This window comes from Bifidobacterium boum, from assembly GCF_000741535.1.
In the GTDB taxonomy this organism is placed as follows: Bacteria; Actinomycetota; Actinomycetes; order Actinomycetales; family Bifidobacteriaceae; genus Bifidobacterium; species Bifidobacterium boum.
On sequence record NZ_JGYQ01000007.1, the window covers coordinates 37,835 to 51,571 of the forward strand.

Consider the following 13,737-nt stretch of genomic DNA (forward strand, 5'->3'; position numbering starts at 1 on the left):
CACCACAAACAAAGGAGCCACACCAATGGCAAACGACACCGCCGCCCTCGAGGCGCAGCTGCTCGCCGCCGGCGCCGCCGGCCTGAGCTTCGCGTCCGAAGGCAACAACAAGAACTACGTCAACCTCATCAAAGAGGCGGCGATCTACCGGTACGACGTCGGAGAGAACATCGGCACCTTCGGCAAGGACTGGCGTCCCGCATCCGGAAAGAAGCCGTTCGGCTACTTCTCCGAAGACGGCATCACCATCCACCCGGAGGACGGCGACACCAACGACTTCACCGCCCACAACGGAGACAACGTGCTCTCCTGGAGCTCCGGCGGATACTGGACCATCGGCTTCACCGGCCTCGAATCGAAGAAGGAAATCGTCGAAACGTACTTCGACGCATCCGTCGGCGCGGACGGCAGCCTGACCATCGACCACGTGGAATGCAACAAGACCGCGCAGTACGTCGTCGCAGGCGTCACCCAATCCGACCACCTCCTGCTCCTGCACGCGCCGAAATGCAAGGTCAACGAACGCGAGGACATCGAATGGAAGGTCAGCGACCTGATGAACTTCGGCATGACCCTGCGCACCTACAAGGACGTGCCCGCCACGCCGTACTTCATGAAGCTCTACGGCTTCCCCATGGACGTCTGACCCTCAACCCACGCCCCGCCGCCGTTCCCGCGCCTGCTGCCGGCGGCGGGGCCCACCCGCCCACAAAGCAGCCGGCGCATTGCAGAAAGGCGACCAATGACCGACAACATCCAGACCATCACCCCCACAGCCATCGCCGACCCCGAAGAGGCTCGCCCCGTCCACATCCAATACGGCGACGTGAAAATGGACCTCCCACGCCTCGACGACAGCGCGAACCTGCCGACCAGCGTCATCATCGTCGGCCTCACCGCCGTCAGCCGCGGATGGAAGAACCTCACCCAAGAGGAAAAAATCAACTTCATGGCCACCATCCTCACCTACCTCGTCCGCGAATACCCGCTCATCGAACGCGAACTCGACACCAAGAGCGGCGACAAAATCGCCGACATCGGCCGCATCATCGACGCATGGGCGCAGGCAGGCAAGACCGACCCAAAAGCCTGATCCTCATCACCCTCTGGCAGGACCACCGTGCAGCCCTGCAATACGACTGGATGCAAGTCTGGCACCAGCCCCTCGACCCGAAAACCACACCCCTCAACATCGCATGGCCGATGTGCAGGGAAATCCTCAAAAACCGACGAAGCCACAGCTTCGCCGCACTCGCCGGCTGGGCATACATCCCGGACGACACCGACAAACTCGTTCAATCCATCAACCAGGGCCAGTCGAAACTCAGCCTCACGCCCGACTGGGCGAAACCGGACACGCTCCTCTCGGAGCCGACACCACCCAAACACCAGCACGACCACAGGAGGCGCGCACTGCTCAACCGCCGCCTCGGCCTGCCGGAGGGCTACATGAACGAGGAATAACCGAAAAGCGAAGGAGCCAACGATGGCGCAGGAACTCGGCACCGGCTACATCATCATCAGCCCAAGCACCAAAGGCCTCGGCAAAGCCATCGAAGGCTCCATCAGCGACGGCACCACCACCGGCACCAAAAAAAGCGGCAAAAGCATCATCTCCACCATCGGCGGCGCGTTCGGCAAAATCGGCAAAGTCGGAGTCGGCACCATCGCCGGCATCGCATCCGGCATCGCCGGCCTGACCGCGAAAGGCGGCTTCGACCGCGCACTCAACATCGAACGCGCCCAAACCAAGCTCAAAGCCCTCAAATACGACACCGCCAGCGTCGACAAGATCATGGGCAACGCGCTCGCCTCCGTCAAAGGCACGGCCTTCGGACTCGGCGACGCCGCAAGCGTCGCCGCCACGCTCGTCGCATCCGGCATCAAGCAGGGCGGCGACCTCGAGGGAGTGCTGACCACGGTCGGCGACGCCGCCCAGATCAGCGGCCGCAGCTTCCAGGACATGGGCCTGATCTTCTCCCAGGTCGCCGCGAAAGGCAAGCTGCAGGGCGACGACATGCTCCAGCTCATGGGCTCCGGCATTCCCGTCCTGCAGTATCTGGCCGATCATTTCCACACCACCACCGAAGCGGCCAGCGACATGGTGTCCGACGGCAAAGTCAGCTTCGCCGACTTCGAGGCCGCCATGAAGGAACACATCGGCGGCGCCGCCAAAAACGCCGGCGAAAGCTTCGACGGCATGGTCGGCAACGTCAAAGCCGCCATCGGCCGACTCGGCGCGCAGTTCGAGACCCCACTCATCAGCGCCGCCACCAAAGTAGGCGGCAAGCTCATCCCCATCATCGACCAGACCGCCAGCGCCACCGGAAAACTCGCCGACCAATTCCAAGACCGCCTCAACACCGCCGCATCCATCGCCGCGCAGAAGATCGAAGACCTCGGCAACAGCATCGCCAGCGGCAAAACCAGCATCGCCGACCTCGCCGCACAGGTCGCCACCCTCGCCGGCGGCTTCGCCACCCTCGCCACCGTCGGAGGCAACGCGGACAAAATCACCTCGGTCCTCGACCAACTCGGCAAATCCGGAGACAAAGGCATCGCCGACCTCATCGCCAACCTCAAAAAAGGAGGCAGCGACATCGGCGGCGCATTCGACGCCATCAAAACCAAAATCGCCAACGCCAAAGGCTACCTCAGCCCAAGCCTGCGCGACGCCATGGCCATAGACGGCGACCCCTTCGCCAACGCCATCAACCGCATCAAACAAGGCGGAAGCCAACTCGCCTCCGCCACAGACGGCATCTTAAAAACCATCCGCACGAAACTCACGCCAGGCATGGCAAGCATCGCCTTCAAATGGGAAAACAGCAGCCTATACACCGGACTCACCGCCGCCACCACCGGCATCAAAACCAAAGCCGGACAAATCGGCGACGCCATCACCAAAGGCCTCGGAACCGCCGCCGGAAAAATCAACACCTCACCACTCGGCAGCGCCATCACCGCCATAGGCAACAAAACAAAACCGCTGTTCAACAAAACCATCCGCGAAGCCATGACCCTCGACGGCGACCCCTTCGCCAGCGCACTCTCCAAAATCAGCGGCAAAACCAGCGCCATCACCGGCAAACTCTCCAGCTTCGCCGCACCATTCAAAACCGCGTTCGGCAACATCTTCGGCGGCCTCGGCGACGCCATCGGCGGACCACTGCAAAACGCCATCGGCAAAGCCGGAACAGGACTGCAGAACGGCCTCAACGCCATCGGCGGCCTCGTCACCAGATTCTTCGCACCTGGAAACTTCATCAAATTCCTCGGCATCGGAGCGCTCGCCGCCGCACTCGTGGCCGGCATCGGCATGATCGACAGCCAGATGGGCGGACAACTGTCGCGGGTCATCGACTCCGCGTTCGCATCACTGCCCGACATCCTCTCCAAAGCCGAGACGTGGATCCAGTCCAGCCTGCCGCAGTTCGTCTCCTCGGGCACCTACATCATCGAAATGGTGCTCCAGGGCGTCACCACGGCACTCCCGTCGCTCGTCTCGGTAGGCACGCTGCTCATCGACACCATCGTCTCCAGTCTGGCCTCCCACCTGCCCGTGCTCATGCCGATGGCCGTCACCCTCGTGACCACCCTCGTGACCAGCCTCATCGCCGCCGCGCCACAGCTCATGAGCGCCGGTCTGACACTGCTCGACGGACTCCTGCAGGGCATCGTCTCCAGCCTGCCTACACTCGCCGCGGCCATCCCGCAGATCATCACGGCCATCATCACCGCGCTCGCCACGGGGCTTCCGCAGCTCATGGAGCAGGGCGTGCAGATGGTCATGAACCTGGTCAACGGCCTCGTGTCCGCGATGCCCCAGCTCGTCGAGCAGGTGCCGCAGATCATCTCGACACTCATCGACGGACTGTGCGCCAACCTGCCGAACATCCTCTCCACCGGCATGCAGATGCTCTCCACCCTCGTGACCGGACTCGCGCAGGCGCTCCCCCGGCTCGTCGCCTACGTGCCGCAGATCATCGCCGGCATCGTCAACACGATCGCCAGCCATCTGCCGCAGATCCTCTCCACAGGCGTCCGGATGCTCGTCACACTCGCATCCGGCCTCGTCTCCGCCATCCCGCAATTGGTCGGCAAGATCCCATCGATCATCTCGAGCATCAAAAACGCATTCACCAGCGTCAACTGGGGCAGCGTCGGCATGAACATCATCAGAGGCATCGCCAGCGGTGTCGCCTCCGCAGCCGGAGAGCTCGTCAACGCTGCGGTCAACGCGGCGAAGAACGCGCTCGACTGGGTCAAAAGCAAGCTCGGCATCCACTCGCCATCACGAGTCTTCCGCGACCAGGTCGGCGTGATGATCGGCCGAGGCGCCGCCATCGGCGTCGAACGAAGCGCTCCGGCGTTCAAGGCCGCCGCCGACGCCATGGTCGCCGACGCCATCCCGCAAAGCATCCCGCTGCCGACAATCTCGACCGACGCGCTCAAGGACAGCGTGCGCAAGGCCACGTCATCCATCACCGCCGGAGACATGCGCTGCTCCGCACAGTCCACGGCGATACCGTCCGCGTCGACGGCGACGACCTACAACATCACACTCAACAACCGCGCCATCGAAGGCAACGAACGACTCCAACGGCTCCTCGCCGAACTCGTCTCCGCCTGCGGCGCGACCGTCACCGCAAGGAGCTGATGAACAATGGCCGACGGATACGGCAACATCTGCGGAAACTGGCGCACGCACGTCAAGGCGTGGGTCACCGGATGGACCGACACCACCGACACCATCCACGTCGAGGTATGGTGGCAGTCGCTCAACGGATGGAACTACTACGGCTGGGTCGCGGCCACGGCGTGGATCAACGGACAGCAGGTCGCGCACACCCCGAACTCCGGCAACAAAAACCTCGGCCACAACAGCGAGGTGTGCATCCTCGCCGCAGACCTGACGGTCGCCAAAGCGGAATCGGCGCGCAACATCACCTGCAGCGGCAACATCTACTGGAACGGCCCCAACTCCGGCACCAGCAACTCCAGCTGCGGTGTGTACACCGGCGGCATCAACTACCACAGCCCGAACCCACCGAAAAACGTATCGTTCAAACGTGTGAGCGACAACAAGGCGTCCATCACCTGGCAAGGCAACTGGGACAACGGCGCGCTCAAACCATGGAAACAGATCCTCGTCGACCAGCGCATCGCGCTCGACGGCGGCAACTGGAACACATGGAGCAACTATCAAGGCGGCTCCGGCGTCCTCAACTGGGACAAAACCAACTTCGACGCGACCAACCTGCGACCGAACGGCCGCTACCAGTTCGCCGTCTACGCCCGCAACCAGGCCGGCGACTCCACACACGTCGACTCGCCGGTCATCTACACCACGCCACGCACGCCAGCCAAGGTCGAAGCCATCAAGACCGGAGCCAAATCCGCGCAAATCCTCATCGACCTGTCCGGCGGCTACGCCAACGGCTACGACGTCCAACGACGCCTCGCCGGAGGAGACTGGCAGGACCTCACCACCGGCGCCTACGCCGGCAAACCCGCACAGGTCCTCGACAGCGACACCCCGGCAGGCGTCATCGAATACCGTGCACGGGCGCGCCGCCCCATCTACGACGACGACGCGGCCAAAGGCATCCTCACCGGAGAGTGGACGCAATCCAACCAGATCACCACCATCTGCCCGCCGGGCGCTCCAACCATCACCGCTCCAGCGCAGGGTGCGACCCTCGCCACGCCGCTCACGTCCGACATCAGATGGACGCCGAACCATCCGGACGGATCCAGCCAGACCGCCGCCCAGATCGAACTCACCAATCCGGACGGAACCGTCACGACGGCATCCGTCGCCACGGACACCGCCTACAGGCTCCATACCGACGAGAACGGCCGATGGCAGATCCGAGTCCGCACCAAAGGCCTGCACGCCGACTGGGGAGAATGGAGCCAACCAACCACCATCCGCACGGCGACACCGCCAAACGTCACCGTCACCGACCCCACCACCATCACCGCCAGCCCGTTCGACATCGCATGGTCGGTCGCCGACACCACCGGAGTCGCCCACCAGAGCGTCCGCATCCGCAAGGACGGAGCCGTCGTCTACCAGACCGACCTCAACGGCACCGCCAGAAGCCTGACCATCGACCAGGCGACATACCTGCCCGAAAACGGCACCGAACTCATCATCGACGTCACCGTCCAAGGCGGCAGCACCCTCACCACCACCGCCAGCCGAGGAGCGACTGTCTCCTACACCCCACCCGCATCGCCGACCGCCAACATCGACATCGACGGAAGCAACCTCAGCATCATGGTCACCGCGCTCGCCGGCACCCCGAAAGACGACCAGCCGAAGACCGAATGGATGGCCGTGACCCGCCTCCTCGACGGAAACGAACTGACACTCTCGTCACGCCTCGCAGACGGACGGCAGACCATCGACCGACTCCCGCCGCTCAACCGGAAGATCGGCTACCGCATCACAGCCCACGCCGCCAGCGGAGCGGTCAGCGAAACCATCGTCACCACCACCGTCACCACGGACATGTGCATGCTCAACTTCGGCAGCGACGCAGGCGAAGCCATCCCCATCGGCGGAAGCTTCGACATCGGCGAAAAACAGTCGCACGACACCGAGGAATACCACTTCGAACTCGGCAGCGACACCGACCTGCCGGCCAGCTACTCCAGCCGCCGGCTCGACAACCAGATCACCGCCAGCACAACCCTCGACTACCTCGACGGCCAACTCTACCAGCGCATCCGCCGCCTCGCCCGCGCCAACACCTACGCATGGTGGCGAAACGTCGACGGCACCAGAGCCTTCGTCAAAGCCGAAATCAGCACACACATCAAAGCCAAAGGACCAACGGCCACCCTCGACATCGACATGACCGAAATCCTCTGGGAGGAACCAAACAACTAAGGGGCAAGCCATGGACCAGCGCCACCACGCCATGCGATTCGACACAGAAATCCGCGTCATGCGCGTCGACCGAAACACAGGCAACGAAACAGGCATCGTCCATGGCATCGTCCAAGGCGGCAGCATCGAACGCAACCAGGACACCACGGTCACCGAACAGGCAACCCTCGACCTCGAAGGCTCCAGCCTGTTCGGCAGCGACCTGCTCCGCATCTGGGCAGACATCACCTACGCCGACCAAACCAGCGAAAGCATCCCACTCGGCACCTACCTCTGGTCTGCCGACAAACGCCAAACCAACGGACCGACCACCACCATCCCGCTCACCCTCTACGGCCGCCTCCGCGAACTCGCCGACGACCAATACGCCACCCCGATCAGCATCCCCGCCGGAAGCGACCCCGTCGCCGAAGCCGAGAAAATCATCACAGGCAACGGCCTCACCGTCCTCCCACACCCCAACAGCGACTACCGCACCGGCACCACCCTCACCTACGGGCTCACCGACGACCAGACAGACAACAAACTCGCCATCGCCAACGACCTGCTCACCATCGCCGGCTGGACCACCTGCCGCACCGACCCATACGGCCACGTCATCCTCCAGCCATACACCAACCCAAGCCGACGCAAACCATCCTGGACATTCACCGAAGGACCAACCTGCCGATGGACCAAACAAACCACCGACGAACGCGAAACCTTCGACACCGCCAACCAGATCATCACCATCTACACCAGCCAGGAAAAAGAAATCATCGGCACCGCCAAAGACACCGACCCAAACAGCCCCACAAGCATCCCCAACCGCGGCCGCGTCATCAGCAAAAAATACCGATACGACGACATCCCCGAAAACCAAACCGACCAACAACTCCAACAAATGGCCGACCAAAAAGCCGCCGAACTCCTCGCCACCAACCAACACGCCATCCACCGCGTCACCGGCACACACATCATCGCACCCATCACCATCGGCGACACCATCACCCTCGACCTCCCCACACAACACATCAACGGCACCTACGCCATCCGAACACAAACCATCACCCTCAAACCAGGACTCCCCACCCAAACCGAACTCAGAGAAGCCTCATGAACACCGACACCACCATCGCACGACAACTCGGCCGACAACTCGGCCTGCAAATCACCAACCAACCAACCACACAAAACACCACCACCCGCATCGCCACCATCACCCAAACCCACAACACCACCGTCGACATCACCATCGACGGCACCACACTCACCAACATCCAAGCCACACCGGAAACCATCACCGCAAACCCAGGAGACCGATGCCTCATCACCATCCAAGGAGCGCTCGCCATCGCCACGCACCTGCTCCCGCCCGCCACCGGCGCAAGCAAATGGACCACGCTCCAACCGACCGACAGCAGCTGGAAACAAAACAATCCGCCACTTGCCATCCGCAAAGACGGAGGCATGGTCACACTCGACGGCTCCATCTCACGAACCGGAGGCTTCCAGACCGGATATGTCTGCGCGACCATCCCAGAAGGCTACCGGCCAGACCGTCATACCAAGACGCCCAACCACTACTTCTCATCACAGTGGTGGGTCATCGGCACGGACGGCACCATCCGATGCGAGCAAGGCAACGACGGGTCCAGCAATCCGATCTACCTGCACACCACCTGGTACACGGCCTAGAGAAAGGAACGAAACCATGGCCACGACAATCAACATCAGCATCCGCCTTCCCAAAAGCGACGGCACCACCGATCCCGCAGCCGGAACGCTGATCTTCCAGCCGGAACGCCACCACTTCGCCGGCACCGACCTGATCCTGCCGAAGCCGTTCAAAATCGACCTCGACAAACAGGGCAAAGCCACCGTGAAGCTCGAGAACACCGACGGCAGGTGGGTCTGGAAGGTGGCCGAGATGATCGGCGACACCGTCCAACGCATCCGCTACTTCGAGCTACCGGCCGGCAGCGACACCGCCAACTACAGCGACCTGAGCTACGTGGACGGCGGCAGTTTCGCGCCGCTCGGCCAGACCAGCCCGCTCACCGAACTCACCGACGAGGACATCGACTGGATCAGCCAGTTCGTCGCCGCCGGCACACACCTCGCCAACTGAAAGGAACAGGAATGACAGTCGACACCAAGAAAGTCGTCCGCGTCGACGGCCTCGCCCGCGCCATCACCGCGAGCCTCAACGCCACCATCGGCAAAGCCGACACGGGCCGCGCGCTGACCCGCGACGACGCCAAAGGCGAATACACGAACATCGCGGAATACTGGAAGGCGCACCGCACCGGCGCCGTCTACGGCGTACAGAAACCGAAATGGGCCGCGTCCAACAGCCCAGCATGCGTCAAGACCCGCGACAACACCGGCCTCGTCATCGAGAAATCCACCAACACCACCGCCGGACGCGACGACTACCGCGCGCTCAACGCCTTCCAATGCATGAACGTCAACGCCACCGTCGGAGACGACGGCAAGCCGCACGTCACCGCGATCGAAGGATATGACCAGCATTACGACCAGTACGGGCGCAACGGCCTCGTCTGGATCATGACCCCGCCGCTCTACTACGCGGTCCGCGAGACCTCCACCAGCATCGAGATCCTCATCTCCGACAGCAAATGGACCGGCTTCTCGCCGATGCCAGGCCTGCTCCTGCCGGACGGCACGGAACGAGCCTGCATGCTGCACGCCAAATACATGGCCGGCCTCGACGCCAACGGCAAGCCGACCAGCTGGAGCGGCATCCAGCCGTCGCAAGACTTCGGATGCCAGAACGACTACATCGACCGCGCCGCGAAACTCGGCAAAGGCTACAGCGGCCTCACATCCGCCGACGCGGCATACATCCAGATCATGCTCCTAATGAAATGGGCCACCACCAACAGCGACGTGCTCGGCGGCATGTTCCAGCACACCATGCAGGCCACCGTCACCAAAGGCGAATCGAACGCGCACCGCGTCATCGTCAGCACCGCCGACGCCGCAGGATTCGACATCGACAACTACGTCAACGTCGGCACAGACGGCGAACGCAACAACACAGGAAACCACTCCGTCGCCGAATGCCGCAGGATCATCGGCAAGACCGTCATCGACGCCACCAACACGGCCCTCGACCTGGACGGCGACGCCATCACCACCACCAACCCGACCGGCAACCTCAAGGACTACGTATCCGTCATGCCATACAAGACCGGCGCCACCGACCGGATCCTCGGCACCGACGGCATCCCACACGGCGAGCTCAGCATCATGCACCAGCCCATCAAGCTCCAGAACATCGAACTGTTCTGCGGCATGTACGAAGGAGAACAGGACACGCTCATCAAGGCGGTCAAGGACTCCGACACCGCAGGACACTGCGAACTGTGGAAGACCTACGACACCACCAAGGCCAACAAGACCGCCGTCACCGCCGACTACACGCACATCGGAGACTTCCCGGCCTTCACCGCCCAGACCTCCGGCCAATGGCAGTACGGCCAGGACATCTCCATCGCCGCCGGCATCCCGCTGCCGGTCGGCACCGGAGCCAGCAGCGCCACCGGCCTGTGCGACGCCTTCGGCGGCGACCCGATCAAACAGCCCGGCATCAAGATGCACCGGCGCTTCGGCAACCTCTGGGACGGCGCGCACTACGGCGCTTTCGCCTCGAACCTCGGGAACGATCCGGCCGGCCGCTGGTGGAGCAACGGGGGCCGCCTGTCTGCGCTTGGCCGCTCGAAGGCGTAGACGAGAGCGGTGGGGGTGAGCGAAGCGAGGGGACGAACGCCCCCTCATCACTTCCGCCGCGCACGACGGACGGCGAGCATCCCCGTCTGGCTGGCTCGCCGTTTGGCCAGCTATTACGGCTACTTCAAATGGAGCGACTCGATCACATATCGGCGTCGCAACGGCATCGACAAGACCATGCGCCGCGCGAGGAAGGTCCTCGCGGCGTGAAAGGAGACACCATGATCCAGACCGTGACCTACTCGGCCGAACCGGCGGAGGTGGACTACCATCCACGCGCCGACGGAGGTGCCGATATCCGCATCCGCAGGGACATCGCCAAGGTCGAGACCCCGGCGATCGACGGCCAGCCCGCCGGAGAACAGTGGACCGCGCGCGAAGCCTACATCGTCAGATACAACCTGCTCGAACAGGAAGCCGTCGAGCAGGCCGACCAGCTCTTCGCCGAGGCCGAGGAGGACTCCAAGACCGACCGTCAGCGCATCGATGAACTCAAACAGCTCCAGCTCGACGGACTCGACGCGATCGCAAGCCTGTACGAATCGATGGGAGGTGAACAGTGAGGAAGAAGATGATCCCCATCTACGTCGCCCTCGTCCGCAACGGCCTGCGCACCATCGACCAGGTGCCGGCCCCCATACGAGACGACGTCAAGACAGCCCTCGGCGCCAAGGAAGAGGAACAGGCCGGGGCCGCCGAGAACACGAGGGAGTGACATGAGCTCGCCGGCATGGCTCACCATCATCGTCAGCATCATCACGGCGTGCGGCGGAGGCATCGTCGGCTGGGCCACCAAACGCTTCGACGCAGGCTGGGCCACCAAGGCCGACATCGACCGTCTCGCCGGCGAGATCGCCAAACTCGACGTCCAGCTCGCCAAAGTCTGCTCGAAGCTCGACAACGACAACCGACGCCTCAACAGCATCGAACAGTCGGCCATGAGATCGGAGCTCTTCGCCGCCACCCATGACCGAACCCAACACGAACACCAGCTCGAGGTCGGCAAACGATACCTCGCCGCCGGATACAACGGCGCCGGCCATGTGCGCATCACGCAGCTCAAGGCCGACTACAGCCGCCGTCTCGCATCCGACGACTGGGACTACTGACAGACACAAGAAAGGAAAGGAAAAGGAAAGGAATGACAACAGCCAACAAAGGAACACCGAAGCTCGCCAAGTCACGACGACGCTACCGCCAGCCGACGATCGCGTTCCTCATCGCCGCATGCCTCGCCATCGCCCCATGTGCGATGGCCGACACCGGCATCGACACGGCCAGCTATCAAGGTTGCTGGGACGGCGCGCAGGCCAAGTCGTCCGGCGTCAACTTCGCGTTCATCAAGCTCAATCAGGGCACGGGATACGTCAACCCATACGCCACATGCCAGGTCAACGCCGCACGAGCCAACGGCATCCGCGAGGGCGCCTACGACTTCGCCAGTCCACAGACCAGCAGTCCGGAGGCCGAGGCCGACAAGTTCGTGGCCGAGGCGCGGGCGCGCGGCATGGTCGGCCGCGCCATCCCAGTGCTCGACTGGGAGCCTTCCGCTCCCGGCGGATATTGGGGCAAGCAGACATGGTGGGCTTTGCGCTGGGTCAACCGCGTCAAGTCCACATGGGGCGTCAACCCGATGATCTACATGAGCGCGGCCATGATTCCGACCGGCGACTGGTCGGCCGTCGTGGCCACGAACGCCGGACTGTGGGTCGCGGGCTATCCGCACGGCTACATGGGCGACCGGCTGCGTAATCCCGGCTCCGTGCCGTACAGCGTCAGCCCGTGGCCGTTCGCGGCCGCGTGGCAGTATTCCAGTTCCGGCGCGGTCGGCGGCATCAGCGGCGCGGTGGACGTCAACTGGTTCTACGGCGACGCCGTGACCTGGGCGAAGTACGCAGGCGCTCCGGCATCCTCCGTCACGTCCAACGCGACCACGCCGCCGACGAACAACAAGACCAACGGAGCCCCGGTCGCCGACGCGAACACACTCGCCTCGGCCGTGATCCGAGGCGAGTACGGCAACGACCCGCAACGCCGCCAGCTGCTCGGCGGCCGCTACACGGAGGTCATGGCCATCGTCAACCGTCGTCTAGCCGGATCCTCGGGCAGCATGTCCGGAAACAACGGCGGAGCCTACTGCGTCGTTGTGTCCAGCGGTGACACCATGGGAGCGATCGCCAGCCGTACCGGCCGCACCCCGGCCAGCGCGTGGAGCGTGCCAAGCGGCAACATCAACCGCATCTGGCCTGGGCAGCGCGTCTGCTATGGAGGCTCCACCGCTTCCAGTGTCGGCGCGCACGTCATCGGCACGTCCCACGTGGTCACAGCAGGCGAGAGCCTGTGGACCATCTACGGCGCGGCTGGATGGCAGGCGGCCGCGCAACGCAACGGCCTCAGCTACCCCTACATCATCCACCCCGGCCAAGTGCTCCGCTGATAAAACACTCCCGCAACGCAAACGTTGCGGGAGCCATATCTACAACATTCAGAAAGGATCAAAATGGACATCTCCAACGCAACGGCGCTCGCATCCGCGATCGTCGCACTCGTCGCACCGGCACTGGTGCAGGCGTTCAAGAAATACATCCCAGCCGATTACGTCGGACTGGCAAGCCTCGGCTCATCCATCATCCTCGGCGTCATCGCCGTCGGCGCTACCGGAGGCTTCAACCACGCGACATGGGCAGTGGCGCTCGCCGCAGTGGTGGGCGTCGCGCAGGCCGTGTACGTGCTGGTCAATCAGGCATTCGGCGGCAAGCTCAGCAAGACTCAAATCTCTGACTAAGAGTCCATATATAGCCCCTTCCGTGGTATTCGCTCCATGGAAGGGGCTTTTTCTTCATTCCGCATACATTCCGCATACAAACCACATACAAAGACCGTCACGTTGCATCCCATACAGTCATAACCAGTCACAACTTGCAGGATGGCAAAAGCGTTGAAATACCAACGTTTCCCAATCTCCAAACATTCTGTCAAACCAAACCTAAGAACCACCAGATATAACAGGATGTCGCAGGTTCAAATCCTGTCAGCCCGACCGCAAAAGCCAAATCGTTGGGGGTCCAATGATTTGGTTTTTTCCTTTCCAAGACTCACCA

Annotated in this window: 14 protein-coding genes; all 14 read left to right on the forward strand. The window is 63.0% G+C overall.

Features of this window, described 5'->3' with window-relative positions; translation table 11 throughout:
- Positions 1-25: 25 nt before the first annotated feature.
- Positions 26-646, forward strand: a complete 621-nt coding sequence (locus BBOU_RS01685) for a phage tail tube protein (RefSeq protein ID WP_051616626.1) — start codon at positions 26-28, stop codon at positions 644-646.
- Between the two features lie 96 nt (positions 647-742).
- On the forward strand, positions 743-1,093 hold the full coding sequence (locus BBOU_RS01690; protein ID WP_026502490.1) for a hypothetical protein: 351 nt from the start codon (positions 743-745) through the stop codon (positions 1,091-1,093).
- Positions 1,057-1,464 (forward strand): hypothetical protein, encoded by a 408-nt coding sequence (locus tag BBOU_RS01695; RefSeq protein WP_026502491.1) that lies wholly within the window; start codon positions 1,057-1,059, stop codon positions 1,462-1,464. The genes BBOU_RS01690 and BBOU_RS01695 overlap by 37 nt, the downstream gene beginning before the upstream one ends.
- Before the next feature lie 22 nt (positions 1,465-1,486).
- A complete protein-coding gene (locus BBOU_RS01700; protein ID WP_051616627.1) occupies positions 1,487-4,660 on the forward strand; it encodes a tape measure protein in 3,174 nt (1,057 codons plus the stop codon).
- A 6-nt stretch (positions 4,661-4,666) separates the two neighbouring features.
- Positions 4,667-6,901, forward strand: a complete 2,235-nt coding sequence (locus BBOU_RS01705; protein WP_026502492.1) for a fibronectin type III domain-containing protein — start codon at positions 4,667-4,669, stop codon at positions 6,899-6,901.
- A 10-nt stretch (positions 6,902-6,911) separates the two neighbouring features.
- The gene (locus BBOU_RS01710) at positions 6,912-8,000 is read left to right on the forward strand and encodes a hypothetical protein (protein WP_026502493.1); all 1,089 of its coding nucleotides are present in this window, start codon (positions 6,912-6,914) and stop codon (positions 7,998-8,000) included.
- The gene (locus BBOU_RS01715; RefSeq protein WP_026502494.1) at positions 7,997-8,578 is read left to right on the forward strand and encodes a hypothetical protein; all 582 of its coding nucleotides are present in this window, start codon (positions 7,997-7,999) and stop codon (positions 8,576-8,578) included. The genes BBOU_RS01710 and BBOU_RS01715 overlap by 4 nt, the downstream gene beginning before the upstream one ends.
- Positions 8,579-8,594: 16 nt before the next feature.
- On the forward strand, positions 8,595-9,011 hold the full coding sequence (locus tag BBOU_RS01720) for a hypothetical protein (protein WP_033490637.1): 417 nt from the start codon (positions 8,595-8,597) through the stop codon (positions 9,009-9,011).
- Positions 9,012-9,022: 11 nt separating this feature from the next.
- A complete protein-coding gene (locus BBOU_RS01725) occupies positions 9,023-10,636 on the forward strand; it encodes a hypothetical protein (protein ID WP_033490638.1) in 1,614 nt (537 codons plus the stop codon).
- A 221-nt stretch (positions 10,637-10,857) separates the two neighbouring features.
- Complete coding sequence (locus BBOU_RS01730; protein WP_026502496.1) at positions 10,858-11,199, forward strand: hypothetical protein; 342 nt, start codon at positions 10,858-10,860, stop codon at positions 11,197-11,199.
- 8 nt (positions 11,200-11,207) lie between these two features.
- Positions 11,208-11,351: a CD1375 family protein gene (locus BBOU_RS09335; RefSeq protein ID WP_164468314.1), complete on the forward strand. Its 144-nt coding sequence runs from the start codon at positions 11,208-11,210 to the stop codon at positions 11,349-11,351.
- 1 nt (position 11,352) lies between these two features.
- Positions 11,353-11,745 carry a hypothetical protein gene (locus BBOU_RS08775; RefSeq protein WP_026502497.1) on the forward strand — a complete coding sequence of 131 codons (393 nt, stop codon included), beginning with the start codon at positions 11,353-11,355 and terminating at the stop codon, positions 11,743-11,745.
- 32 nt (positions 11,746-11,777) lie between these two features.
- Positions 11,778-13,073, forward strand: a complete 1,296-nt coding sequence (locus tag BBOU_RS01740; RefSeq protein ID WP_051616628.1) for a GH25 family lysozyme — start codon at positions 11,778-11,780, stop codon at positions 13,071-13,073.
- Positions 13,074-13,136: 63 nt separating this feature from the next.
- Entirely contained in the window at positions 13,137-13,421 is a 285-nt protein-coding gene (locus tag BBOU_RS01745) for a hypothetical protein (protein ID WP_026502498.1), read from the forward strand.
- Positions 13,422-13,737 lie beyond the last annotated feature (316 nt).